The following is a 20,898-nucleotide window of genomic DNA, read 5'->3' as shown; positions in this document are numbered from 1 at the left end:
CAGGTAATTACAATGGATGAAGAAATAAAACACGAGATTAGAAAAATGGCTCTTCAGAATGCTTTTGAGCATGGAGGGCAAACTCAGGATAAAATAATTTTAGGGAAAATTCTTGGAACAAAACCAGAATTTAGAACAAAAGTAAAAGAAATTTCAGGAGAGATTTCAGAAATTGTTGCATCAGTAAATCAACTATCACCAGAAGAACAACAAAAAGAGATGGAAGAGAAATTCCCAGAAGCATTAGCACCTAAAGAAAAAATAGAAGAAAGGGAAGGATTACCAGAACTGAAAGATGCAATACAAGGAAAAGTTGTTACACGATTTCCTCCAGAACCTAATGGTTATCCACACATAGGACATGCAAAAGCTGCAATAATTAATTCAGAATATGCAAAGATGTATGGAGGAAAATTTATACTCAGAATGGATGATACTAATCCTGAAGCTGAAAGAATGGAGTATCATGCTGCAATCAAAGTAGGGTTAGAATGGTTGGGAATTGAATTTGATCAAGTAAAAAGTACTTCTGATGACATGGAAGTATTTTATGAAAAAGGAATTGAATTAATTAATTCTGGTAAAGCATATGTTTGTACTTGTAAAAGAGAAGACATTAGTCAAAATCGTAGAGAAAGAAAAGCTTGCAAATGCAGTATGGAAGATGTTGGGAAGAACAACAAAAATTGGGAAAAGATGCAAAACAAGTTCAAACCAGGTGAAGCAATAGTTAGATTTCGTGGAGATATGAAAGCAGATAATGCAGTTATGAGAGATCCCGTACTATTACGAATCATTGATGAAAAACATTACACAGTAGGTGACAAATACAGAATTTGGCCTAGTTATGATTTTGCAGTGGCAATTGAAGATAGCATAGATGGTGTCACACACGCATTTCGTTCAAAAGAATTTGAGTTGAGAAAAGAACTCATAGATGCAATTTTAGATGCACTAGGCATGAGAAAACCTCAACAAGGTTTTTTTTCCAGGCTCGAATTCAAAGGAATGCCCATATCAAAGAGAATAATCAAGCCCCTAATTGAAGAAGGTAAAGTTTCATGGTATGATGATCCTAGACTTCCAACTCTAGAGGCACTAAGAAGAAGAGGAATCAAACCTGAGGCAATTAGAAAATTTATCATGTCTTTGGGACTAACAAAAGCAAATACACTTGCACCATTTGATGCTCTTGAGGCATTCAATAGGAAATTTGTAGATGCAGATAGTATGCGATTGTTTATGGTTAAAAATGCTAAAAAATTGAAAATAAAAAATTTGCAATCAACAATAGTTGAAGTTCCTAATCATCCAATAAATGATTTGGGTAAAAGAAAAATCGAAATCACTGAAGATTTTTACATTTCTGGAGACGATTCAGAAGCAATCAAAGAACAATCAACAATCAGACTTTTAGGATTAGGTAATGTCAAGATTACAAAAATCGGTAATGAATTAGAAGGAGAGTTTGAGAGAGATGGAGATTCATCAAATATATTGAAAATTCAATGGGTTCCACAAAAAACAGCACATGAAATTAAAATGATTATTCCAAAAATTTTATTCAATGATGAAGAATTTAATGAAGATAGTTTAGAAGAATTAGACGTTTATACAGAACCCCAGTATCTTCAATTAAAGGAAGGAGAAGAAATTCAATTTGTTAGGTTTGGATATTGTAGAAAAGATTCACAGAATCAGGCAATTTTTACACACAAGTGATTGACATGAAAATAGCACGATTAGTACATGAGAATAACGAAACGTATGGATTTGTTAAAGAAGATAAAGTTGCAACAAAAGACGAGATAACATACCTGACAGGTGTTCCAATTCCACACAATGTCAAAGATTTTCTTTTTGATGGATGGTTTGATGAAATTAAAAATAAAATACAAGATTTGCCTTATGAAGAAAATCTCTCTAAATTCAAATTATTAGCACCGATTCCAAATCCCAATAAGATAATTTGTTTAGCATTCAACTATGTAGATCATGCAAAAGAACAGGGATTAACAGCACCAGAGGATCCTGCCATTGTCATAAAACCAAGAACTGCCCTTAATGGAAATAATGCCAATATTGAATGCCCAGATTTTGTTACACAGTTAGATTATGAGGTTGAATTAGCCTTGATAATTGGGAAAAATTGTAAAAATATCAGTGTCGAAGAAGCACAAAATGTAGTTTTTGGATACATGGTATTCAATGATGTGTCAGCCAGAGACATTCAGTTTAAAGACAAACAATTCACTAGAGGGAAAAGCTTTGATTCATTTGCACCATGCGGACCATGGATCACAACTGCAGATGAAATTCAAGAACCGCAAAATTTGAAATTAACAACCAAAATCAATGGAGAACTAAGACAGAATTCTTCTACAAGCAACATGTTTATCAAAATACCTGAAATAATTTCAAAAATCTCAAAAGTAATGACATTAGAGAAGGGAGACATTATTTCTACAGGAACACCTGCAGGAGTTATGTTAAACAAACCAAATGCAATCTTCTTAAAAGATGGGGACAAGGTGGAGATGGAGATTGAAGGTTTGGGAGTTTTAAACAATACAATTAAAGTTATAAAATCAATCTAGAGTTTTTCTCAACAAATGAAAAGAAAGCTTATGATCTAAAAATTCTAAATCAAATAATTTTTCTGTACTCAATATTTGAATTCGATTATAGTTATTTTCTATAGCATAGTTTTGTAAGAACAAGATTATTTGTAAAGATGTTTTTTCTGAGCCTGAAAATAACGTAACAATCAGTGTATTATCAAAATGCTCAGAATCAGAAAGAATTGCAGTGGAAACTTCACCATTAATTTGTGATTGAATTATTTTATTTTGTTGTACAAGTTCAGACACTATTGTATTATCAATTGGAAGCCATCTCCACGACTTTACGTAATGAGGGTAAAGAGAAGCATCTAAAGATTTTGCAAAGATGATATCAAAATTAGAGTTTTTTTTAGGCTCAAGTGAATAAAAATTCCAGATTTCTAAGAGTTGATATTTAAGAGATTTAGCCATAGAAAGCGAAATTGAATTTTCAACATCTATCAGCATGAATGAAAATAATGCATTATTTTTTTGTCCTATCGATTCAACATGACTTACAAGTTCAGATGCGATTTTCTGTTTTCGAAAATTTGAGTCTACCCTAATTCCTTCAATCCATATTTGGTTCTTTGAAAAAAATGCATGACAAATACCAACAGGAAATTGTTTTTCATAAACAAATAGCAAATCCTCATTTAACCAATAATCCCAAACATGTTCTACATAATCACCCCAAGAAAAAGTATTTTGGCAAAATTTCAAAACTTGAGATTTGTCAGAAGGTTTTGCATTTCTAATCATGTATTACGAAAAAATATTAAGCATTATTAAATAAAAACTTCAATGGGAAAAATTATTGCAGGAAAAATATCAGATATTCCTCCTGGAAAAATGATCAAGGTATCTATTGACGGAAGAGACATACTCGTTGCAAATATCGACGGAGAGTATTGTGCAACAGATGACTCGTGTACTCATTCTGGTGCAAGTCTTTCAGAGGGAAAATTAGACGGCTGTGTTGTTACATGTGGATGGCATGCTGCAGAGTTTGATTGTAAAACAGGAAAACTAGTAAAATTTCCAGCAAAAATTAGAGATTTAACATCATACAACGTGACAGTTGAATCAGATAGCGTATTTGTAGAGATGTAACTATATACTTCTAATTTTTAAGAAAAGGTGGAAAAATGGCAGACGAGCAACAAAACAAAGAATCAATGAAAGAAGCAATTGAAACACTAAATCAGATTATTGGCAGTAACTCAACCCCAAAAACAATAAAAAAATCTATTACTGATTTGATTGCTGATTTGAATAATGAAGAATATTCGTTGTCAGTGAGAGCTGCAAATACAATTAGCTTGCTTGATGATGTAACACAAGACCCCAATATGCCATCATATGTTAGAACCCAATTATGGCAAGCAGTTTCCAAATTAGAAAGCATAAGAGAATAAATTCTCGTTTTTAAAACAAGTATTATTGAGAATTGATGAGTATTTAGATACATTACCAGAAAATTTACTGAACGGGGAGGATGTTCAACTACCAGAAAAGTCTCTAAGAAGCATTTTCAAATTTGTAAAATTGACAAAAGATGATATTTTTTATCATCTAGGATGTAGTGATGAAAAAGGAATAGAGATAGCAGTAAAAGAATTCCAAGTAGAAAAAGCAGTAGGAATAGACAATAATTGTGAAAAAATTGAAAATGCAAAAAAAAATCTTGAAGAAAAACAAACCAAAGCTGAATTAAGATGTCAAGATATTTTGGATTCAGACATTTCTGATGCAACAGTAATTTTGTTTTGGTTTACAGATGAAAATATTACAAATCAAATGTTAAAAAAATTTGAAGAATTAAAATCAGATACAAGAATAATTACTATTTGGGGGCCATTACCAGATTGCATTCCAGATAAAGTAGACTTTCCATACATCGTAAACAAAGTACCATTTACAAAAGCAAAGAATATGCAAGAACAGTTGCTAGCAGTGTTTGGTGTAAAATGTGTAGATTTTGTTACAGCGTGGGAATTTGCAGAAAGATACACAAAAGCAATTGGTTCACCTGAAATCAAAAACGATCGATTTCTCACAATTATTCAAACTCTAGTAATCTGGATCAATGCAAAAAAATTAGGAGTTGCTTGCGGAGAAGAGATTCCAGAGTCAATTCAGACATACATTAAACTCATGAAAATGAATTTTGACATAGATTTTGAACCCATGTTAAAAGAATAATTCGTGTAATCCTTTTATTTTGTTTAAACACAAATCAATTATGGACGAAAGAATGCACATTAATGTATCAGCAGTAGATTATGACAAAACAAGCAAGGCACTAACTAGACAATTATCTCTATTAGAGGAGATGGTTCATAGTGAGGAAGATTTTGTTATGACAGATTCAGAATTTGCATTTGGATGGCATTTTTTTGTATTAAGTGTGAATAAGTCACTAGTTCAGAAATTAGTAGATATGATGGGTCCTGATTTTGACAAATTGAAGGGCAAAGGTACTGAAAAGAAATTCCTGACTTGGTTAACCAATAATTTGGAAAATAAATCACCTAGATTCAAGTTGGCCATAAAAGAAGAGATGGAATCAAGTAAATTTGGAATATTCTAAAATTGTCGAAAATGGGAAATTCAAGATATGTATTTTAGTGATTAAGTGAAAATGAGATGGTGGAAGATTACAAGAGCTTTTTAGAAGTTTTAATGGTGTCAAATAAGAATATCAGATTTTCAGCCATGTGTAATCTAAAAGGGGAATTATTGTTTCAAAAACGTCGAGATGACATTAGAGAATTGTTTTCTTTAGAAGAAACTAAAGAGCAATTAAGTCGAACAATAGAGTCATGGAAATCACGTGTAGAAATCAAAGACAAAGTTGGAAGACCTCTATACTCAGTTACATCATATGAGAAGATTAAGAGAATGACCATCCCGATTGATGAAGAGCATTTACTCTTTATCAGTATAGATAACAAGGAAGAAGAAGTAGAGATGTTCAAAAATATCAACATAAAAAATATTTCATCTTTGTTGGATATTGGACCAACAAAATCCTAGTTCCATAATCAAATAATCTGTTTAGAATCATTCTAATTCATAAAATAAAAGGAGGGCCCTCGAGGGGAATCGAACTCCTGTCCGAGGATCCACAATCCTCTATACTAACCACTGTACTACGAAGGCCACAGATAAAGAAAAGAGATCATCCAGTAATAATCTTTGATTTTTTATGAAAATTAGACTGTAGATTTATTATTAACCATGTAAAATTTCTATTATGAGATTTTGGTGGGTTGCAATGGCCATTACAATCGGACTGACCTATTACGGTGGAATGTATTTACTTCCTTACAAGTAGTAGAGCCTAAAATTTTAGCACAGTTCTTTATTTTATAATCAACTATAGATTTTATGTAGGCTTTAGCGATCGCTTTAAATTTGTTGTATCAGGGTACCTTTCGACATGAGAAAAGGATTCATCTCAAATAGATTACGCTCAGGTAGGAAGAATATAGAGGATTCTATTGAGAAAAAAATTGAAACAATACATGCAGAGAAATTTGTATGGATTGATCTACAGAATCCAGATAGAGAAGAAGTTGAAGAATTGGCTGAAAAGTACAATTTCAATGCTTTAAACATTGAAGACTGTATGACAAAATTCGAACTTCCAAAATTAGACAGTTATGATGATCATTTCTTTGTAATTCTTCACTTTCCACCACTTACTCAGAAATTAGGAATTTCAAAAAATAGTCAATTATCAATATTTGTAGGAAAAGACTTCTTGGTAACAGTTCATCAAGGGGATCTCAAACCACTTGTAGAGTTAGTAGATATTTGTAAATCAAATTCAGATGAACAAAGAAAAAATAGAATATTACAAAAATCATCAGGATTATTGCTTCACGAAATCATAGATGTGTTAGTAGACGACCTTTTACATACTTCAAGAAAGATCATTGCAAATCTAGATGAAATTGAAGATAGAGTATTTGATGAAACAAAACCAGTAGCAAGAAGCATTGCATTACTTAGACGAGAAATTAACAGACTAAGAAGAATAGCCAATCCATTAAAGAAATTTGTATTAGAAATTACAAAAAATGTAAAAAAATTTACTGAAAGAAATGAAGAAGATCTTTCATTGTATTATGATGATATTATAGATCATATTGATAAAGTAATTGAAACACTTGAAGAGTCAAGAGAAACAATGGAAATTTACAAAGATACTGATTTTGTACTAAGTACAGAAAAAACAAACAAGGTATTGGCAGTATTGACAATAATATTCACACTGGCAATACCAGCAACAGTAATTGGGACATTTTATGGAATGAACGTAAATTTGCCAGGAGGAGTTGATGAAAATCCAATGTTCTTAGGTCCATTTACAACTTTCATAATTGTAATTCTTGCATCAGCAATCCCTGCAATTATGATGTTTACATACTTCAAGAAATTAGGTTGGATCAACAACTAGTAGTACTAAGATCTGATCTTATTCAAAAATGAGCTTAGATAAATACCAGAGAATTTAACTAAATTTATGGGCAAAATCAGAATACGAACTGGAAGGGGAACAGGAACTATTGAAGTTGATAATGACCCCAAAAAATGGTCCGGTGACGAATTTAAAAAAATTCAAGAAGCAAGAAAGAAGGCTGCAGGTAATACTAGAGTATCATCTGGTAGAGGAACCGGCACAAGAAAACTTAGCGATATGCCTGATCCAAAAGCTCGTCCAGATACAAAAGGAATGACTAGAAGTACTGGTAGAGGAACTGGTTCAAGAAAAAGCAGAGGCTAATAAAATCCTCTCAAATTTCATTTTTGTAATTTTATTTGTATTAGATTTTGATATCAGGATTTTCAGCTTTGACTTTTTCCCAATCTTTGAGGAAATTTTCTAAACCAATTTTTGTCAATGGATGTTGAAGCATTTTATCTAAAACTCCAGGAGGTAAAGTCACCACATCAGCTCCAATTTTTGCAGCTTCAACTACATGCATTGGGTGACGTACACTTGCAACCAGAATTTCGGTTTTTAGATGAGGGTAGTTTTTGAAAATATCTTTAATATCTTGAATCAGATTCATACCATCTTGACCAATATCATCTAATCTTCCAATAAATGGGCTAACATATTTTGCGCCAGATTTTGCAGCAAGTAGAGCTTGGTTTGGTGAAAAAACTAATGTCACATTTACAGGAATACCTTCAGATGAAAGTGATTTACAAGCTTTCAAGCCATCAGGAGTCATAGGAACTTTAACAACAACATTGTCACCATATTGACGTAGTCGTTTTCCTTCATCAACCATTCCAGAAAAATCAGTGCTGACAACTTCTAGACTCACATCACCTTTGATGATTTTTGTAATCTCTTCCATTGCATCTTTAGGATTACCTTTTTCTTTAGACATAAGAGATGGGTTTGTAGTGATTCCATCAAGTAATCCCATGTCATTGAATTTTTTTATTGATTCTAAATTGGCAGTATCAAGAAATATTTTCATAATTTTTTGCTCCTAACTTCTTTGACTTGTTTTACCATATTAAAAGATGTTATTCCATGCTTTTCTAAAAGTAAAGGAATCTCTTTGTCTCGGGCAGATTCACCAAACATATCTTGAGCACCAATTCTCTTTATGGGTACAGGATATGATTCAGAAACAGATTCTGCGACTGCAGAACCCATTCCACCTACAATATTATGCTCTTCTGCAGTAACAATACATCCAGTTTCACGAGCAGCTTTTTCTAAAGTTGCATTATCAATTGGTTTTATAGAAAACATATCCAATACTCTACAAGAAATTCCCTCTTGTTGGAGTGATTCAGCAGCTTCCAATGCCATTCTCACAGTGATTCCACAAGCAGCAATTGTACAATCAGAACCGTCTCTCAAGGTTATTGCTTTTCCAGTTTCAAAGTTTTGAGAATCTGAATGAACCAAAGGTGTTTTGGATCTTGCCATTCTCATGTAAAATGGTCCATATTCATTTGCCATCAAAGAAGTTAGTTTAGAAACTGCAATTGTATCTGCAGGAATGAATACTCGGAAATTTGGGATAACTCTCATTATTCCAATGTCCTCAATTTGTTGGTGTGAACCACCATCAGGTCCAACTGAAAGTCCTCCATGAGAAACAACAAATTTTACATTAAGACCTTTTTTTCCAGGTGGGGAAGGATACGCCACATTGTTTCGGATTTGATCAACTGCTCTTCCTGGTAGAAATATAGCATATGTACTTGCAAAAGGTATTTTTCCAGATACTGCCAAGCCGGCAGAAGTTGTAACAAGATTTGCTTCAGCAATTCCAACATTAAAAAATCTATTTGGAAATTCTTTTCCAAAACCAGATGTTTTTAATGAATCAGTAGTATCAGCTCCCAATACAACAACATTTGGATTCTCTTTTCCAAGTTGAATCAGAGATTTTGAATATTCTGAACGCATGTCAGTCATTACTGGTTCATTCAAAGGTATCCTCTCTCCTCTGCAATTTTTTTAATTTGTTCTTGTTTTTCACCAACAACATGCAATCCAATCCATTTGTTAACTAATTCAGTGCCCCCTAGATCATTTGCTTTGTCAAGCAATAGTTGTCTTCTAGAAGACAATACTTCAGTTCTAAAGTCTCTAATTGCAGCACGAACATCTTGTTGTCCGATAATTGCTCCTCCTCCAACAAAAGCACGTGCTCCATCTGCAAAAACCGAGCCTATATTTTCAAGATTTACTCCGCCATCAGCCTCAATGTATCCGGAAAAATTATGCTCGTTTAGAATAGTATTCAATCTAGCCATTTTTGCATGAGTTTCCTCAATGTATTTCTGACCAGATTTTCCGGGAACTACAGACATCACAATAAGCTGATCAAGTGAAGGTATGAATTTGTAAGACCATTCAGGTAATTCCGTATCAGGATTTATTGCAAAACCAATACCAACTTGATTTTGTTTTAATACATCATGAATTTCTCCAAAACTAGATTCATCAGTTACTTCTGCATGTACAGTAATGATATCACTACCTGCATCAATGTAATCTCTAACATGTTTTACAGGTTCGTTAATCATCAAATGAGAATCAAATGGGATTACGGTAAGTGGACGTAATTCTTTGATTTTAATATGATCAAATGTTTTGTTTGGAACAAATTGACCATCCATGACATCTAGATGAATGTAATCAGCTCTTCCAGAAACACATCTCTTAACTTCATTTTCAAGATTTGACATATCACCAGCAATAATTGATGGTGCAATCATAAACTGAGAATCTAATTCCATGTTGATAATTGGAACAACATCAGAATCAGGTGCCTTTCCATGCCATGCAGGATTATCTTCCATATGTTCAACAGCTTTTCCTTTAATTGTTCTTGAGATAATTATTGTTGGGACACCTTTTATCGTATTTGCTTTTGTAATAGCTGCATCAATCTGTTCAACTCGATGACCATCAATTTCAATTACATTCCAACCAAAAGATCTCCATTTGTCACCTGTTTTCCATCTAGAAGCATCTTTCCACATTTCAGAAAGATCATCAGTTTCTAACTTTTTGTCAAGTGGCATAATTTTTTCAGTGTAAGAATCTTGTTGGATAAAATTCCTGTCAAGAAAAACAGTAAGATTATCAACTTTGTATTTTGCTGCAGTCATCGCAGCTTCCCAAACCTGACCTTCATCGGATTCTCCATCTCCAATAATTGTATAGACATGATAGTCTTTAGAATCAATTTTTCCTGCAAGTGCAATTCCAACAGAATAGGATAAACCAGTACCTAACGAGCCACCACAAAATTCAACACCAGGACATTTCAAATCAGGATGACCTTGTAGTTTACTTCCAAATTTTCTCAAAGTTTCAAGTTCTGATTCTGGAAAATATCCTGCAACTGCCATATTTGAAAATAAACCCGGGGCAGCATGACCTTTTGATAACACTAAACGATCTCTATCTTCCCATTGTGGATTTTTAGGATCAAATTTTAGATATTTGTTGAATAAACAACCTAAAATTTCAGCCATAGAAAATGAACCGCCTGGATGACCTGAACCAGCAGTATTTGTGGCTTTGATAACTAATTTTCGAGCTCTCAGAACATGTTTCTTAATTTGATAATAATTGAGCCCCATATCGATCGTTTTGACTCCAAATTTAATAAAAATCTACTTCTAAAACACATTAACGAAAATCTAAGAGAAGATCACGGTATTAAAAAAAGAATAACCATAAGAAAATATCAGGAGTTTACAATAGTTTAATTACAGTATATTGTTTCAAATTTTTGAAAGATATGTCCTTTGGAGAAGAAAGAGAAATGCACACAGCAACATGTGGTGATTGTGGAAATGAATGTCAAGTACCATTCAAACCTAAAGAAGACAGACCTGTTTATTGTAGAGAATGCTTCCCAAATCACAGACCTCAGAGACGTAGTGGGGATAGATTTGGGAGATCAAGATTCAATAGACAAAGAGAGATGCACACAGCAACATGTGGTGATTGTGGAAATGAATGTCAAGTACCATTCAAACCTAAAGAAGACAGACCTGTTTATTGTAGAGAATGCTTCCCAAATCATAAACAAACTCCTAGTGTTTAAAATTAGAATAATTTTTAATTTAAACCAATTTTTTGTGCGTAAAATATACAAAATTTGTTGATTTTTTGCTAAAGGGAAATGTATAACATTTAATGAAAAAACTTTGCAGGTATTTTTTCATTGATAAGAGTTATTTTTCAAACAAAAAAAATCCCAAAAATGGAAACAATCAATCAACATACAGAAAATTGTAAATTAGTCAAAGCAGTTTTACTTAGAAAAGTTGATTTTATTTCCAAAAGTGGAAGTATAAAAATTGAAGATGAAGTTCACATTTGAATACTAAAAATAGGTTTTAATAATTAAAAACAAGATTTTATTCAAATGGCAGAACGAAGAACAATAATGATTGATGACGATGTAGCAAAAAAAGTAAGAAATCTTCAAGCAAAGAAAATTAAAGAAACTGCTGGAACTGTAAGTTTTTCTGCAGTGATTAATGAAATGCTAAGAGAATGCACATAATCATAAATCTAAATATGACTATGAAAATCATACATACGTATGAAAATTAAAGTACAAAACACCCCAAAGAAAACACAACTTCTTTGTGCATTTGCATTAGAAAAATCAGATAAAGTTTTAGGATTACCAAAATTAGACGCAAAAACATCATTTGTAGTTAATCAATCTCTTAAAGACATAGAAGGAAAATTAGGCAAATTAATGGTTATTCCATCTACAGGGAAAAAACAATTTCAAAGAATCTTAATTGCAGGAATTGGAAAAAAAGAAGACATTACAAAAGATACTTTCAGACAAATTTCAGGTAAAATTGCTCAAAAAGCACGTGAATTAAAATTAAAAGAATTTTCAATAATCATACCTCCGACATTTGTCATAGAGCAGGTTTCTTCTACAACACAAGTTGTAGAAGGAGCAAAGATGGCATTATACAAATTTGAAAAATTCAAGGCTGAAAAAGAAGAAAATTCACCAGATATGACAATAATCGTTCCAAAATCAAACAAGGTTCTAAAATCAATAAAGACAGCAGAGATTGTTGCAGAGGGGGCAATATTCACAAAAAGTATTGCTAATTTACCTCCAAACGAGTGTACACCATCAACACTAGCAAATTTTGCAAAAACTATATCAAAAAATAAAATGAAATGTAAAATTATTTCAAAACCAGAACTGAAAAAGAAAGGGTTTGGAGGCATTACCGCAGTTGGACAAGGAAGTAAAAATGAACCAAAATTAATCATCATGGAACATAATCGAGGTTCAAGAAATGAAAAACCAATTGTACTTGTTGGAAAAGCTGTGACATTTGATACTGGAGGAATTTCATTAAAACCTGGAGCAAATATGGATGAAATGAAATTTGATAAATGTGGTGGGTGTACAGTATTAGGAATTATGAAAGCAATTTCAGAATTAAAATTACCAATTAATGTAATTGGAATAGTTCCATCTGTTGAAAATATGCCAGGAGGAGAATCGTATAGACCAGGAGACATAATAAAACTGTACAATGGAAAGACAGCAGAAATTCTCAACACGGATGCTGAAGGAAGATTGATTTTAGCTGATGCATTAGCATATGGAGAAAAACATTACGCACCCAAGGCAATTATTGACTTTGCAACATTAACTGGAGCATGCATCATAGCATTAGGAACTAATGTAGCCGGAATGGTTTCAAATAATGAAAAGTTATCAAAGAAAATTTTTGAATCATCAAAAAATACTACAGAACAGATTTGGGAGCTTCCATTAAATCAAGAATTTATGGATATGATAAAATCAGATGTAGCAGATATGAAAAATATGGGTATAGGAAGAGCAGCTGGAACAATAACTGCTGCAGCATTTTTGAGAAATGCAATTGAAGATACCCCTTGGACACATTTGGATATTGCAGGTGTAGCTTGGACACAAACAGCTACAAAAGAAAAATCATACAATCCAAAAGGCGCAACTGGTTTTGGTGTTAGATTAATTTTAGATTATTTACAAAAGTTGTAAACTAGTAACCTCTACTGTTTCTATCAGGTTTTCCAACATTTGGATTTCTCCATCCATGTTTTTCCATCATGTGATTCATCAATCTAATATCGTTATCACATATTTCTCCACAAACAGAACAGTTTGGCATGTAAGGTTTTGAATAATTTCATTATTAATAGATTGTAAATGAGAAAATGCCAGCACTGTTGCTTCCCAAGGGCTCTCGCATCTTAGTAGCACAACAGCGACGTCAGGTTTGACTTCCAAGTTCGGAAAGGGATTGGGTCGCACCCTAACGCTATGGCCGGCTTGAAAATCAATGTTAAAATCTCAATTATTAACGTAACGAAACCGGATAATGGCTCCAAAATAGGTATAAAACAAAGAGATGACCGCTCTAGCACATGACGCATAGAGTCGGAGTTTTAGATCACGAACTCTGTCAGCCTAAAAAATGTGGTTTAGAGTGCATAAAATACTGTCCAGTGAACAAATCAGGCGCAGATTGTATTGTACTAAATGAGGAATCAAAAAAAGCTCAGATTGATGAGGATATCTGTAATGGGTGTGGAATATGTGTCAAAGTATGTCCATTTGATGCAATTACAATTGTTAATTTAGCAAGTGAATTAGCTACTGATAAAATTCACCAATATGGTCCAAATTCATTCCGATTATACAAATTGCCAACTCCGAAGAAAGGAGAGGTAGTCGGATTACTTGGAAGAAACGGTATGGGGAAAAGTACTGTTGTAAATATACTATCAGGTAATCTAAAGCCAAATCTTGGAAGATATGAAAATCCTCCAGAGTGGGATGAGATATTGAAATACTATAGTGGAACAGAGTTAAAACAACATTTTGAAAAAATTAAACAAAATCAAATTCGTGCATCAATAAAACCTCAACAAGTTCATCAGATTGCACAAGCATTTGATGGAACCGGTAAAGAACTCATTGAAAAATATGATGAGAGAGGTGTATCAAGAGAATTAATCAAAGAACTTGGATTACAAAACTCTGTTGATCAAAGCTTAAAGGAGTTAAGTGGTGGAGAATTACAAAGAATTGCAGTAGCTGCTGCAGCTTCAAAAGATACAGAATTTTACTTTTTTGATGAACCATCATCTTACAATGATGTTTTTCAAAGAACAGGAGTAGCACGGGTTATTCAAAGTCTTGCAAAACTTGGAAAAAGTGTTATGGTTGTAGAACATGACTTGACATTACTTGATTTTCTTAGTGATTATATTGAAGTACTTTATGGAGAACCATCAGCATATGGAATCGTATCAAATATTCTTTCAACCAAAGTTGGAATCAATGTTTTTCTTGATGGATATTTACCAAACGAAAATGTAAGATTTAGAGACAAAGCATTTTCCTTTGATGTTTCATCTACATCTACTGATGAATTTCAAGAAGGAAGTGAAATTGTAAAATATCCAAAATTAACAAAAAAATATCCTTCATTCTCAGTTGAAGTTGAGCCTGGTCAGGTAAGGAAAGGAGAAGTTCTTGGGATTATGGGTGCAAATGCACTTGGAAAAACAACAATGATGAAGATGATTGCAGGTGTGGAAAAACCAGATTCAGGAGAAGTTGATAAAAAGATCAAGATAGCATACAAACCACAATATCTTCAAAATGATGTAGATGTAGAAGTTGTTGCATTACTAGATAAAGCAAATGGAAGTCCAGTAGAAGGAAGTATGGAAGAAGAACAAATCCTTGATCCTCTAAAAATCAAAAAACTCTATACCAAATCAGTAAAAAATCTCTCAGGAGGAGAATTACAAAAAGTAGCAGTTGCATCTTGTCTTTTACAAAAAGTTGATTTGTATGCATTAGATGAACCATCAGCATTTTTGGATGTTGAAGATAGAATTGCAGTTGCAAAATTCTTACAAAAGTTTGTTCGTTCATTTGGAAAATCAGCTATTGTCATTGATCATGATTTACAGTTAATGGATTTGATTTCAGATACGATGGTAATTTTTGAAGGTGAATCAGGGGCTGCAGGAAAAGCTACATCGCCACTACCAAAATCAGATGCAATGAACAGATTTCTAAAATCACTTGACATGTCATTTAGACGGGACGAAAAGAGTCTTAGACCAAGAGTAAACAAGTTAGAAAGTCGATTAGACAAAGACCAGAAATCATCTGGAAATTTCTATTACAAAAATTGACTCGAATGCTAAAAAAATCACTGGAAAGTATACTTTCACCAAAAGAAAGCGAAGAATTGATTTCAGCCTTTGATCAAATTGGCGAGATAATCATTGTAAGAATTCCAGATTCTCTACTATCTAAGAAAAAGATTATCGGAGAAACTCTATTGAATGACGTAAAGATTGTAAGAAGTGTATTTTATCAGGCATCAGCAGTAGAAGGGGATTTTCGTACAAGGAATCTTGAGATTATTGCAGGGGAAGATAATACCGAGACAGAATATCGAGAATTTGGCTGTAAATTCATTGTAGATGTAGAAAATGCATTTTTTTCTCCCAGATTATCTACTGAAAGGGATAGAATTGCCAACCTGATTCAAGAAGAAGAAATCATGACAAACATGTTTGCAGGTGTTGGAATGTTTTCAATAATAGCTGCAAAAAAGAAAAAATGTACAGTGTACAGCCTTGACATCAATCCAATTGCATCAGAATTGTGTGAGAGAAACATAAAACTAAACAAACTTGCAGGAGAAGTTATTTCCATTAACGGAGATGCAACACAAACAATCAACGAACAATTGGTAGATAAATCAGATAGAACTTTGATGTTGCTTCCTGAGCGTTCTGATGAATTTTTAGAATCTGCAATTAAAACCACAAAAGATGGTGGTATAATTCACTATTATTCTCACATACATGCAGACAAAAAATCAGATGCAGGAAAACTTTCAGAAGAACATTATCTAAAAGTTTCACCAATAAAATCAGAGATATTAGGATCAAAAATTGTCAGACCTGTTGGCCCAAGATATTATCAAACAGTTGTAGATGTTAAAATTTTCAAGTAATCTAGTCGTCTGAAGTAATTGATGCAGGAGAAGGTTTTGTTGTTGCCATAACATATCCTATCCATGCAACAACTCCAAGAATTCCTCCTGCAATCATTAATACAGATAGTTGTAAAACAATTGGACTCCATTCAGAAAGCATCAATAAGTAAGCATATAGAAAAAATCCACCAATACAAAGAACAAAAATTGTGATTCCCATTCCTTTGCGTTTGTCCATGGCGGGAAATTTTTTGAGAGTTATTTATTGGTTTTATCTAAGTTAATTCAATTGCCATAAGGTATGCGTCTTCGCCATCACGATAATAGGCGTTTAGTTGTTGTCTTATTACAAATCCAAGTTTTTCATATAGCCTTACAGCCTCAACATTACTACATCTCACTTCCAAATAGAATTCATCACATTTTCGCAATTTGACTCCATTTACAGACTCTTCAACGAGTGCTTTTCCTATACCTCGTTTTCTATAATCATCAAGAACAGCAACTGAAACAACATGTCCTTTTTTTACAAACCCGAGTTTTTTGAAATTTGAGAATCCATATTCAGTTTTACACATTATGTATCCAACATGTTTACCTCCAATCTCTGCAACAATAAATGCCTCAGGTAGTTCTGCAAGTAAACTCTCATAGAAATAATCAGAATAATGTTCAGGAAGTGTTTTTAGATTGATTTCCATGACAGGTATAAGATCGCTTGATTCAGCACGTCGTATATTACAATCACCTAATTGCCTTAGAATTACTTGCATACTAAGAGATAAGACCATCAATATTTAATTTTAAACCAAAAGACCATTTAATGGAAAGAATTAGTCATAAAGAATGGACGAGGAATCTCAAGACGACATAATTTCTTTAGTAAATTCCATCTTTGATGTAAGTGATTTTATAAAAACTGAATTTTCAATGGAGTTTCGAATTGAAGATATTGAGTTCAAATCCAAATTTGAAAAATTAGCAAGAAGATTAGAAGGAATGAGTTTTGCATGTAGATTAGAGCAAAAAGATGGTGGAAAGTTTGTTATTATTCAAAAGTTTGCGATAAAAAAACAAAGAAGGTGGATGAAAACTGCATGGACACCAAGAGCTTTGTTTGCAATTGTAGTTGCATTTGTTATGGTTGATGGATACTATAGAACATCTGGAACAAATTCTATTGTTGAAATTGGAGAACCACTTGAGATGGCAGCAGTTTACACATTATCTTTGCTAGGAATTTTAGGAATTCATGAACTAGGACACATAATTGCAGCAAAAGCCCACAGATTAAAAACTACATGGCCATACTTTATTCCAGGTCTACCAGTAATAGGAATCCCAACATTTGGGGCATTTATTCAATCAAGGGGATTGACCATCAACAGAGAAATTTTGTTTGATGTTGCAATAGCCGGTCCAATAGCAGGATTAGTGATTGCAGTAATTGTTTCAATATATGGAGCATATACTGCACCAATTTTAGAACCTGAAATTGCTGCAGGGTTATTTGAAGAATCTAGACTAATGGAATGGGAGCAAGGAGAGCCATTGTTAATGACTGCAAGTCTTGCAATGTTTGGAAAAGGAGGTTCAGGACATGAAGTAATTATGACTCCAATAATGTTTGCAGCATGGATTGGATTTCTAATTACATTTTTGAATTTACTTCCAGCATGGCAACTAGATGGAGGTCATATGGCCAGAACTTTGTTGGGTCCAAAATTACATAGATATGCAACTTTTGGCAGTATGGCAATTCTAGTTTTGTTAAATTATTGGTTAATGGCAATTTTAATTCTAATAATGAGTTCAAGAAATCCTAGTGCAATGCCATTAGATGATATTTCGCCACTTTCAAGAAATAGAAAATTAGCATATATTGGAATTATTGGATTGGCAATTTTATGTGCACCATTACCATCAGATTTTTTGCCTAATTTCCTACCTTAGCAACAGTCTAGCACCGTCTGCAACTACAGCAACTTTTTGTCTTGGACCTTGTGTCTTTAAGATATAATCCATAGAATATTTTATTCCAGGCAAAGAAATCATGTTTAGTTTCTTTGCATAAAATTCAGGTAGAATTGAAACTAGACCAATCTGAAAATTTTTTTGTGTTTCTGAAAGGAACAGAAGATCTTCCATACCACTAACATATTTGGTAGGATTTTTCAATTGTTCTAAAGTCAATCTATCTTCAATATACTGTTGAATTGCATCAGAACCTAATCCACCTTTACATTCAGCAACTAAAATTGCAAGTCCATCTTTTTTAATTGCATTTGAACAATTCCATAAAGATGAAAAGGATTTTCCAAGATTATCATTGCTTGCATCTTTACCAGTACTAATTATCATTGTTTTATGTTGACCAACATCTTTGATTGAATTTGATTCTAGAATCTTTGTGTTAGACATAGTTTCTGAAGGATGTCCAATTGAAAAATCTACAATGCCCTGAGAATTTGCAACAATTTCAATTCCTTGAATTTCAAAATTATCAGAAAATTTCTTTGCTTCTTGAAGATTTTCAGGATATTGTCCAGGAACAGGAAGATTTCCTTGTCTTTTTGCATATGCAGAAAGCATGGATTCCAACCCAAATTTTTTGATAAGACGAGTAGAAACTGTCTCATAACCAAAAAGACCATCAAATTCCATTTCGCCCATAAATACAAGATTAGAATTGGTGTTTTCCATATTATCAAATTCATTAATTGAGCTGCCCTCTGGAAGTCCTGCTTTGACTTGATTCAGTATTTTTTTATCAGTAAGGATTTTTGGAAAAGGTTTTGATTTTTGCTCACATAATGTAAACATAGATGAGATTATTTTTTGAATAGATTTTGAATTATGTAAAACCACAAGTTCCATTGGTTTTGAATAATCTATTGTACTCAGTTTTTCATTGATCGCTGAATCATCTAAAATCTTACCATCAGAATCAATTTTTTGCTCTAAATTCTCGGCTCTTATGTCCAAAACGACGTCTGTAATACCATAATTTAACCAAATTTCAGGCATAATTCATTCATAATACAAACCAAAATAAATCCAGTGTAGTTAATTTTGGTATGGAATTTGTAAAAGAGTTTGCAACCTTTTTGCATCAAAAGGGCATCATAAAATTTGGAGATTTTACACTAGCCAGTGGAAAAAAGAGTTCATACTATGTAGATCTAAGACTAGTTCCAAGTTATCCTCAAGAATTTAGGAAAATGGTCAAATATCTAGAAAATGAGATTGCGCAAAATATAGGATTAGACAAGTTTGATTCAATAGTTTCAGTACCTACAGGAGGTTTGGTTATTGCATCAGCACTGGCAATTGAAACAGTAAAACCATTGATCTATGTTAGAAGTAAACCAAAAGATTATGGAACTTCAAAATCAGTTGAAGGTAAAATTCATGATGGAATGCAAGTAGTTATGATAGATGATGTTGCAACAACAGGAGGTTCTGTTGTGAATGCAATCAAGTCATTAAAAGAAGTCAACATTTCAGTAAAAGATGCTTATGTGATTGTAAACAGAATGGAGGGAGCAGATGAAGCCTTGAATGAATTAGATGTAAAAATGCATTCAATTCTGAATATTTTACAAATTACAGAAGCATTACATGAACAGAATCTAGTAGATGACGAGATTTTGGAAAAAGTGAAAAATCAAATTGCTAAATAAGTTTGGCAGCTCAGACAAATGCCTTCCAATCATCATTCAGATATAACTCTGATTCTTCATTGCAGCCAGTAAAATTTGATTTTGCTTATTTTAAAACTAATTGAAAATAATGGGCCCGAAGGGCTTCGATCCCTTGGCTCACCGGTTATGAGCCGGTTACTCTACCAAGCTGAGTTACGGGCCCTAAGCAGATGAATTTTTTCTTAGGTATAAAATGTTATGAGATTAACAGTATTCTTCAAAACAACTGTCCAATAACAAATTTTGTGCTGAGATAGATTTTTCTGCTATCTCAATTAATTTGTCATAATCAGTTGAAGATTTTTCAAGAATGTTTCTCCATGATGCTGCGTGTCTAATGTCAGCTTCTGTATGTAGTTTGAAGTATTCTGTTGCTTCATCACTAGTCATACCATAGAATTCTGCTAAACCATCAAGTTTTGTTTGACTGATTTTTGGAATTTCTTTTTCAAATGCATACATTGCACATGCGCCACCTTCAAAAGTATCCATTAATTCATTCAAATCAGATACAGCTTTTCTTGTTTTTGGTAAACCGGAATATGATAGTAATTCTTCTTCAGAGATTCCAAGTTCGCCTGCAAAAGCAATCCAGGGTTTAATATGATCAGATTCTTCTTGTTGATTTTCAACTAATTCTTTTACAACTGACTCTGGAGCTTGTTGAATAATTGGAGCCATAAAAGATGGAACCTCTTTTACTAGTTGGAAATATTCTTTAGAATATCCGGCTAGAGATTCTTTTGTTAATTTTCCATCAGACCATGCTTGGTAAAATGGATGTTTTAGTAAACTTCTTTCTTCAATCATTTCATCAATTTTTTGAGTTATGTTCATGGTTTGACTCCAAATTTGCCAATAAAAAAATCTTTGTGGTTTACAAAAGATTTTATGGTCAAAATACAGAATTTTCTTGGGTTCCAGTGGTGTAGACCGGTCAAGCATACTGCCCTTTCAAGGCAGTGATCCCGGGTTCAAAATCAATCGATGAAAATCCCGGCTGGAGCACCAAGATTTAATTA

The 20,898-nt window shown here is 33.0% G+C and carries 25 protein-coding genes, 3 tRNA genes and 1 rRNA gene; 17 read left to right on the top strand and 12 right to left on the bottom strand.

The window, feature by feature from the left end; translation table 11 throughout:
- Positions 1 to 12: 12 nt before the first annotated feature.
- Positions 13 to 1,722 (top strand): glutamate--tRNA ligase, encoded by a 1,710-nt coding sequence (locus NMAR_RS01655; RefSeq protein ID WP_012214694.1) that lies wholly within the window; start codon positions 13 to 15, stop codon positions 1,720 to 1,722.
- Between the two features lie 5 nt (positions 1,723 to 1,727).
- Positions 1,728 to 2,597, top strand: coding sequence for a fumarylacetoacetate hydrolase family protein (locus tag NMAR_RS01650; RefSeq protein ID WP_012214693.1), 870 nt, complete (start codon positions 1,728 to 1,730; stop codon positions 2,595 to 2,597).
- Here the strand turns inward: NMAR_RS01650 and NMAR_RS01645 are convergent.
- Positions 2,589 to 3,365: a GNAT family N-acetyltransferase gene (locus NMAR_RS01645; protein WP_012214692.1), complete on the bottom strand. Its 777-nt coding sequence runs from the start codon at positions 3,363 to 3,365 to the stop codon at positions 2,589 to 2,591. The two genes, NMAR_RS01650 and NMAR_RS01645, sit on opposite strands and share 9 nt — an antisense overlap.
- Positions 3,366 to 3,407: 42 nt before the next feature.
- Between NMAR_RS01645 and NMAR_RS01640 the strand changes: the two genes are divergently transcribed.
- The 5 genes from NMAR_RS01640 to NMAR_RS01620 are packed head-to-tail and all read left to right on the top strand — an operon-like array spanning position 3,408 to position 5,642.
- Entirely contained in the window at positions 3,408 to 3,716 is a 309-nt protein-coding gene (locus NMAR_RS01640; protein WP_012214691.1) for a Rieske (2Fe-2S) protein, read from the top strand.
- A 35-nt stretch (positions 3,717 to 3,751) separates the two neighbouring features.
- Complete coding sequence (locus tag NMAR_RS01635) at positions 3,752 to 4,021, top strand: stationary phase-response protein (protein ID WP_012214690.1); 270 nt, start codon at positions 3,752 to 3,754, stop codon at positions 4,019 to 4,021.
- Between the two features lie 25 nt (positions 4,022 to 4,046).
- Positions 4,047 to 4,808, top strand: coding sequence for an SAM-dependent methyltransferase (locus NMAR_RS01630; protein ID WP_012214689.1), 762 nt, complete (start codon positions 4,047 to 4,049; stop codon positions 4,806 to 4,808).
- Between the two features lie 40 nt (positions 4,809 to 4,848).
- Complete coding sequence (locus NMAR_RS01625) at positions 4,849 to 5,196, top strand: hypothetical protein (RefSeq protein WP_012214688.1); 348 nt, start codon at positions 4,849 to 4,851, stop codon at positions 5,194 to 5,196.
- A 56-nt stretch (positions 5,197 to 5,252) separates the two neighbouring features.
- On the top strand, positions 5,253 to 5,642 hold the full coding sequence (locus NMAR_RS01620) for a hypothetical protein (RefSeq protein ID WP_012214687.1): 390 nt from the start codon (positions 5,253 to 5,255) through the stop codon (positions 5,640 to 5,642).
- A gap of 54 nt (positions 5,643 to 5,696) precedes the next feature.
- Here the strand turns inward: NMAR_RS01620 and NMAR_RS01615 are convergent.
- Positions 5,697 to 5,768, bottom strand: a tRNA-His gene (locus NMAR_RS01615).
- A gap of 280 nt (positions 5,769 to 6,048) precedes the next feature.
- Here NMAR_RS01615 and NMAR_RS01610 point away from each other — a divergent pair.
- Positions 6,049 to 7,071 (top strand): magnesium transporter CorA family protein, encoded by a 1,023-nt coding sequence (locus NMAR_RS01610; RefSeq protein WP_012214686.1) that lies wholly within the window; start codon positions 6,049 to 6,051, stop codon positions 7,069 to 7,071.
- A 66-nt stretch (positions 7,072 to 7,137) separates the two neighbouring features.
- The gene (locus NMAR_RS01605) at positions 7,138 to 7,398 is read left to right on the top strand and encodes a hypothetical protein (RefSeq protein WP_012214685.1); all 261 of its coding nucleotides are present in this window, start codon (positions 7,138 to 7,140) and stop codon (positions 7,396 to 7,398) included.
- A 40-nt stretch (positions 7,399 to 7,438) separates the two neighbouring features.
- Here the strand turns inward: NMAR_RS01605 and fsa are convergent, their stop codons facing one another.
- Genes fsa through NMAR_RS01590 form a run of 3 tightly spaced genes read right to left on the bottom strand, consistent with a single transcriptional unit; the run spans position 7,439 to position 10,742 of the window.
- Positions 7,439 to 8,107 (bottom strand): fructose-6-phosphate aldolase, encoded by a 669-nt coding sequence (fsa, locus tag NMAR_RS01600; RefSeq protein ID WP_012214684.1) that lies wholly within the window; start codon positions 8,105 to 8,107, stop codon positions 7,439 to 7,441.
- The gene (locus tag NMAR_RS01595; protein WP_012214683.1) at positions 8,104 to 9,078 is read right to left on the bottom strand and encodes a transketolase family protein; all 975 of its coding nucleotides are present in this window, start codon (positions 9,076 to 9,078) and stop codon (positions 8,104 to 8,106) included. Before NMAR_RS01595 ends, fsa begins: the two co-directional genes overlap by 4 nt.
- Positions 9,075 to 10,742, bottom strand: a complete 1,668-nt coding sequence (locus NMAR_RS01590; protein WP_012214682.1) for a ribulose-phosphate 3-epimerase — start codon at positions 10,740 to 10,742, stop codon at positions 9,075 to 9,077. The genes NMAR_RS01595 and NMAR_RS01590 overlap by 4 nt, the downstream gene beginning before the upstream one ends.
- Before the next feature lie 161 nt (positions 10,743 to 10,903).
- Between NMAR_RS01590 and NMAR_RS01585 the strand changes: the two genes are divergently transcribed.
- The 3 genes from NMAR_RS01585 to NMAR_RS01580 all read left to right on the top strand — a co-directional run bounded on the left by NMAR_RS01585 (position 10,904) and on the right by NMAR_RS01580 (position 13,183).
- Positions 10,904 to 11,212: a CxxC-x17-CxxC domain-containing protein gene (locus NMAR_RS01585; RefSeq protein WP_012214681.1), complete on the top strand. Its 309-nt coding sequence runs from the start codon at positions 10,904 to 10,906 to the stop codon at positions 11,210 to 11,212.
- Positions 11,213 to 11,536: 324 nt separating this feature from the next.
- Positions 11,537 to 11,677 (top strand): hypothetical protein, encoded by a 141-nt coding sequence (locus NMAR_RS09635; RefSeq protein WP_012214680.1) that lies wholly within the window; start codon positions 11,537 to 11,539, stop codon positions 11,675 to 11,677.
- A 39-nt stretch (positions 11,678 to 11,716) separates the two neighbouring features.
- Positions 11,717 to 13,183: a leucyl aminopeptidase gene (locus NMAR_RS01580; protein ID WP_012214679.1), complete on the top strand. Its 1,467-nt coding sequence runs from the start codon at positions 11,717 to 11,719 to the stop codon at positions 13,181 to 13,183.
- 1 nt (position 13,184) lies between these two features.
- On the opposite strand, the gene NMAR_RS09975 is transcribed toward NMAR_RS01580, so the two are convergent.
- Positions 13,185 to 13,313 carry a hypothetical protein gene (locus tag NMAR_RS09975; RefSeq protein WP_255430846.1) on the bottom strand — a complete coding sequence of 43 codons (129 nt, stop codon included), beginning with the start codon at positions 13,311 to 13,313 and terminating at the stop codon, positions 13,185 to 13,187.
- A gap of 44 nt (positions 13,314 to 13,357) precedes the next feature.
- Positions 13,358 to 13,477 (bottom strand): 5S ribosomal RNA (gene rrf / locus NMAR_RS01575).
- Positions 13,478 to 13,569: 92 nt separating this feature from the next.
- On the opposite strand from rrf, the gene NMAR_RS01570 reads away from it, so the two are divergent.
- Both NMAR_RS01570 and NMAR_RS01565 read left to right on the top strand, forming a co-directional pair.
- Positions 13,570 to 15,357, top strand: coding sequence for a ribosome biogenesis/translation initiation ATPase RLI (locus NMAR_RS01570; protein WP_012214678.1), 1,788 nt, complete (start codon positions 13,570 to 13,572; stop codon positions 15,355 to 15,357).
- A 5-nt stretch (positions 15,358 to 15,362) separates the two neighbouring features.
- On the top strand, positions 15,363 to 16,190 hold the full coding sequence (locus tag NMAR_RS01565) for a class I SAM-dependent methyltransferase (RefSeq protein WP_012214677.1): 828 nt from the start codon (positions 15,363 to 15,365) through the stop codon (positions 16,188 to 16,190).
- A 1-nt stretch (position 16,191) separates the two neighbouring features.
- Here NMAR_RS01565 and NMAR_RS01560 read toward each other — a convergent pair whose 3' ends face one another.
- Positions 16,192 to 16,410 carry a hypothetical protein gene (locus NMAR_RS01560; RefSeq protein WP_012214676.1) on the bottom strand — a complete coding sequence of 73 codons (219 nt, stop codon included), beginning with the start codon at positions 16,408 to 16,410 and terminating at the stop codon, positions 16,192 to 16,194.
- Positions 16,411 to 16,447: 37 nt separating this feature from the next.
- Positions 16,448 to 16,945 carry a ribosomal protein S18-alanine N-acetyltransferase gene (rimI, locus tag NMAR_RS01555; RefSeq protein ID WP_148680019.1) on the bottom strand — a complete coding sequence of 166 codons (498 nt, stop codon included), beginning with the start codon at positions 16,943 to 16,945 and terminating at the stop codon, positions 16,448 to 16,450.
- Positions 16,946 to 17,018: 73 nt separating this feature from the next.
- Between rimI and NMAR_RS01550 the strand changes: the two genes are divergently transcribed.
- Positions 17,019 to 18,125, top strand: coding sequence for a site-2 protease family protein (locus NMAR_RS01550; protein ID WP_012214674.1), 1,107 nt, complete (start codon positions 17,019 to 17,021; stop codon positions 18,123 to 18,125).
- Here NMAR_RS01550 and NMAR_RS01545 read toward each other — a convergent pair.
- Complete coding sequence (locus NMAR_RS01545) at positions 18,117 to 19,199, bottom strand: nickel-dependent lactate racemase family protein (RefSeq protein WP_012214673.1); 1,083 nt, start codon at positions 19,197 to 19,199, stop codon at positions 18,117 to 18,119. The two genes, NMAR_RS01550 and NMAR_RS01545, sit on opposite strands and share 9 nt — an antisense overlap.
- 50 nt (positions 19,200 to 19,249) lie before the next feature.
- Between NMAR_RS01545 and pyrE the strand changes: the two genes are divergently transcribed.
- Positions 19,250 to 19,855 carry an orotate phosphoribosyltransferase gene (gene pyrE, locus NMAR_RS01540; RefSeq protein WP_012214672.1) on the top strand — a complete coding sequence of 202 codons (606 nt, stop codon included), beginning with the start codon at positions 19,250 to 19,252 and terminating at the stop codon, positions 19,853 to 19,855.
- Between the two features lie 110 nt (positions 19,856 to 19,965).
- Here pyrE and NMAR_RS01535 read toward each other — a convergent pair.
- Together NMAR_RS01535 and NMAR_RS01530 are read right to left on the bottom strand one after the other, a co-directional pair.
- Positions 19,966 to 20,039 (bottom strand) — tRNA-Ile (locus NMAR_RS01535).
- Between the two features lie 41 nt (positions 20,040 to 20,080).
- Positions 20,081 to 20,713, bottom strand: a complete 633-nt coding sequence (locus NMAR_RS01530; RefSeq protein ID WP_148680018.1) for an iron-containing redox enzyme family protein — start codon at positions 20,711 to 20,713, stop codon at positions 20,081 to 20,083.
- Positions 20,714 to 20,793: 80 nt separating this feature from the next.
- Between NMAR_RS01530 and NMAR_RS01525 the strand changes: the two genes are divergently transcribed.
- Positions 20,794 to 20,887, top strand: a tRNA-Glu gene (locus tag NMAR_RS01525).
- Positions 20,888 to 20,898 lie beyond the last annotated feature (11 nt).

The sequence above is a fragment of the Nitrosopumilus maritimus SCM1 genome (assembly GCF_000018465.1).
Classification (GTDB): Archaea; Thermoproteota; Nitrososphaeria; order Nitrososphaerales; family Nitrosopumilaceae; genus Nitrosopumilus; species Nitrosopumilus maritimus.
The sequence above is the reverse complement of the archived record's forward strand: the minus strand, read 5'-3'. Positions and strand labels throughout refer to the sequence as shown.

Excerpts from the sequence above, each read along its gene's own strand:
- NMAR_RS01640 (WP_012214691.1), top strand. The coding sequence starts at position 3,408 with ATGGGAAAAATTATTGCAGGAAAAATATCAGATATTCCTCCTGGAAAA.
- NMAR_RS01590 (WP_012214682.1), bottom strand. The coding sequence starts at position 10,742 with ATGGGGCTCAATTATTATCAAATTAAGAAACATGTTCTGAGAGCTCGA.
- NMAR_RS01650 (WP_012214693.1), top strand. The coding sequence starts at position 1,728 with ATGAAAATAGCACGATTAGTACATGAGAATAACGAAACGTATGGATTT.
- NMAR_RS01570 (WP_012214678.1), top strand. The coding sequence starts at position 13,570 with ATGACGCATAGAGTCGGAGTTTTAGATCACGAACTCTGTCAGCCTAAA.
- NMAR_RS09635 (WP_012214680.1), top strand. The coding sequence starts at position 11,537 with ATGGCAGAACGAAGAACAATAATGATTGATGACGATGTAGCAAAAAAA.
- fsa (WP_012214684.1), bottom strand. The coding sequence starts at position 8,107 with ATGAAAATATTTCTTGATACTGCCAATTTAGAATCAATAAAAAAATTC.
- NMAR_RS01625 (WP_012214688.1), top strand. The coding sequence starts at position 4,849 with ATGGACGAAAGAATGCACATTAATGTATCAGCAGTAGATTATGACAAA.
- NMAR_RS09975 (WP_255430846.1), bottom strand. The coding sequence starts at position 13,313 with ATGCCAAACTGTTCTGTTTGTGGAGAAATATGTGATAACGATATTAGA.
- NMAR_RS01560 (WP_012214676.1), bottom strand. The coding sequence starts at position 16,410 with ATGGACAAACGCAAAGGAATGGGAATCACAATTTTTGTTCTTTGTATT.
- NMAR_RS01565 (WP_012214677.1), top strand. The coding sequence starts at position 15,363 with ATGCTAAAAAAATCACTGGAAAGTATACTTTCACCAAAAGAAAGCGAA.
- NMAR_RS01580 (WP_012214679.1), top strand. The coding sequence starts at position 11,717 with ATGAAAATTAAAGTACAAAACACCCCAAAGAAAACACAACTTCTTTGT.
- NMAR_RS01635 (WP_012214690.1), top strand. The coding sequence starts at position 3,752 with ATGGCAGACGAGCAACAAAACAAAGAATCAATGAAAGAAGCAATTGAA.
- NMAR_RS01605 (WP_012214685.1), top strand. The coding sequence starts at position 7,138 with ATGGGCAAAATCAGAATACGAACTGGAAGGGGAACAGGAACTATTGAA.
- pyrE (WP_012214672.1), top strand. The coding sequence starts at position 19,250 with ATGGAATTTGTAAAAGAGTTTGCAACCTTTTTGCATCAAAAGGGCATC.
- rimI (WP_148680019.1), bottom strand. The coding sequence starts at position 16,945 with ATGCAAGTAATTCTAAGGCAATTAGGTGATTGTAATATACGACGTGCT.
- NMAR_RS01550 (WP_012214674.1), top strand. The coding sequence starts at position 17,019 with ATGGACGAGGAATCTCAAGACGACATAATTTCTTTAGTAAATTCCATC.
- NMAR_RS01620 (WP_012214687.1), top strand. The coding sequence starts at position 5,253 with ATGGTGGAAGATTACAAGAGCTTTTTAGAAGTTTTAATGGTGTCAAAT.
- NMAR_RS01585 (WP_012214681.1), top strand. The coding sequence starts at position 10,904 with ATGTCCTTTGGAGAAGAAAGAGAAATGCACACAGCAACATGTGGTGAT.
- NMAR_RS01645 (WP_012214692.1), bottom strand. The coding sequence starts at position 3,365 with ATGATTAGAAATGCAAAACCTTCTGACAAATCTCAAGTTTTGAAATTT.
- NMAR_RS01530 (WP_148680018.1), bottom strand. The coding sequence starts at position 20,713 with ATGAACATAACTCAAAAAATTGATGAAATGATTGAAGAAAGAAGTTTA.
- NMAR_RS01545 (WP_012214673.1), bottom strand. The coding sequence starts at position 19,199 with ATGCCTGAAATTTGGTTAAATTATGGTATTACAGACGTCGTTTTGGAC.
- NMAR_RS01655 (WP_012214694.1), top strand. The coding sequence starts at position 13 with ATGGATGAAGAAATAAAACACGAGATTAGAAAAATGGCTCTTCAGAAT.
- NMAR_RS01610 (WP_012214686.1), top strand. The coding sequence starts at position 6,049 with ATGAGAAAAGGATTCATCTCAAATAGATTACGCTCAGGTAGGAAGAAT.